Here is a 1,072-nt window from a genome sequence, read left to right as displayed (position 1 = left end):
CGACATCCACGAAGCCTTTCTCACCCTGGGATGCGCACTCATCTGCTGGCGGCGCCTGAAGTCATTGCGTTAGGAGTTCTAAGCCGCGCCCCCTACGGACTTTGTAGGGGGCGCGGCTTATAGGGGCGCGGTTATTGGGCGCTCCGCGGTGTCGCCTCGCGCCGTTCCGCCGGTGGAAATGCCGCTTCTCCCGTGTGAGCCAGGCAACTTTGGGGCGGCTCGGAGAGGGCTTTGACGTCCCTGCCAGGTGATGCCCGGCACGCGACGTACGTCACGTACGAACGCACCTAGTCGACACCATTCCGGGCGTACGCCGTTAAATACGGCATTTACAACGGACATCTCACACCATCTCACGAAGATAGGTAGTACAAGGCACCTTTGCCACCATCCAGGGCGCTCGCTAAACATGTTCCGGGTAGCACCGAGAACGAGCCTGCGAGTCAGCCAGAGCGGCGAAACGCGGCCATGACCCTCGGTCCTCACGCGCCAACCGAAGGCCGCCTCCCCCGCCACCAAGCCCTGGAAGAGGTCACATCCGCATGCCCAACTTCGCCCTGCCCCGCACCGCCCGCTTCACCCGCACCCACAAGATCTCCGCGGCGGTGGTGGCGACCGCGAGCTGCGCCGCCGCCCTGGCGTTCACCGCGGCGCCGAGCGACGCCGCGACCCCGTCGGCGCACGCGTCGGCCCTGGTCAAGCCGGTCAGCGCCAACGGTCTGCCGCTCACCGCGAAGGACCGTGCCGACGACGGCACGAAGGACCGGGCGATCGCGTCGTCCGTCGCCGACCGCCTCAAGGTCACCGCTGTCGAGAAGCAGGGCCACACCGCCAAGCAGGCCGCCAGCCGGTCCGTCGAGCGCAAGGCGATAGCCGCGCCGAAGACCGCCCACAAGGCTGCGCCGAAGGCCGTCAAGCAGTACCCGAACAACCTCGACGGCTGGATCCATGAGTCGCTCGACATCATGAAGGCCAAGGGCATCCCCGGCTCGTACGAGGGCCTGCACCGCAACATCATGCGGGAGTCCAGCGGCAACCCCAACGCCGTCAACGACTGGGACATCAACGCCAT

At 66.5% G+C, this 1,072-nt stretch carries 1 protein-coding gene; it reads left to right on the top strand.

Annotation, left to right across the window (positions count from 1 at the left end; translation table 11 throughout):
* Positions 1-542: 542 nt before the first annotated feature.
* On the top strand, positions 543-1,072 hold a 530-nt coding region (locus DY245_RS32815), incomplete at its 3' end, for a lysozyme family protein (RefSeq protein WP_128510817.1).

The organism is Streptomyces inhibens, from assembly GCF_003389455.1.
GTDB classification, from domain to species: domain Bacteria; phylum Actinomycetota; class Actinomycetes; order Streptomycetales; family Streptomycetaceae; genus Streptomyces; species Streptomyces inhibens.
This window is presented reverse-complemented; position numbering and strand designations above follow the sequence as displayed.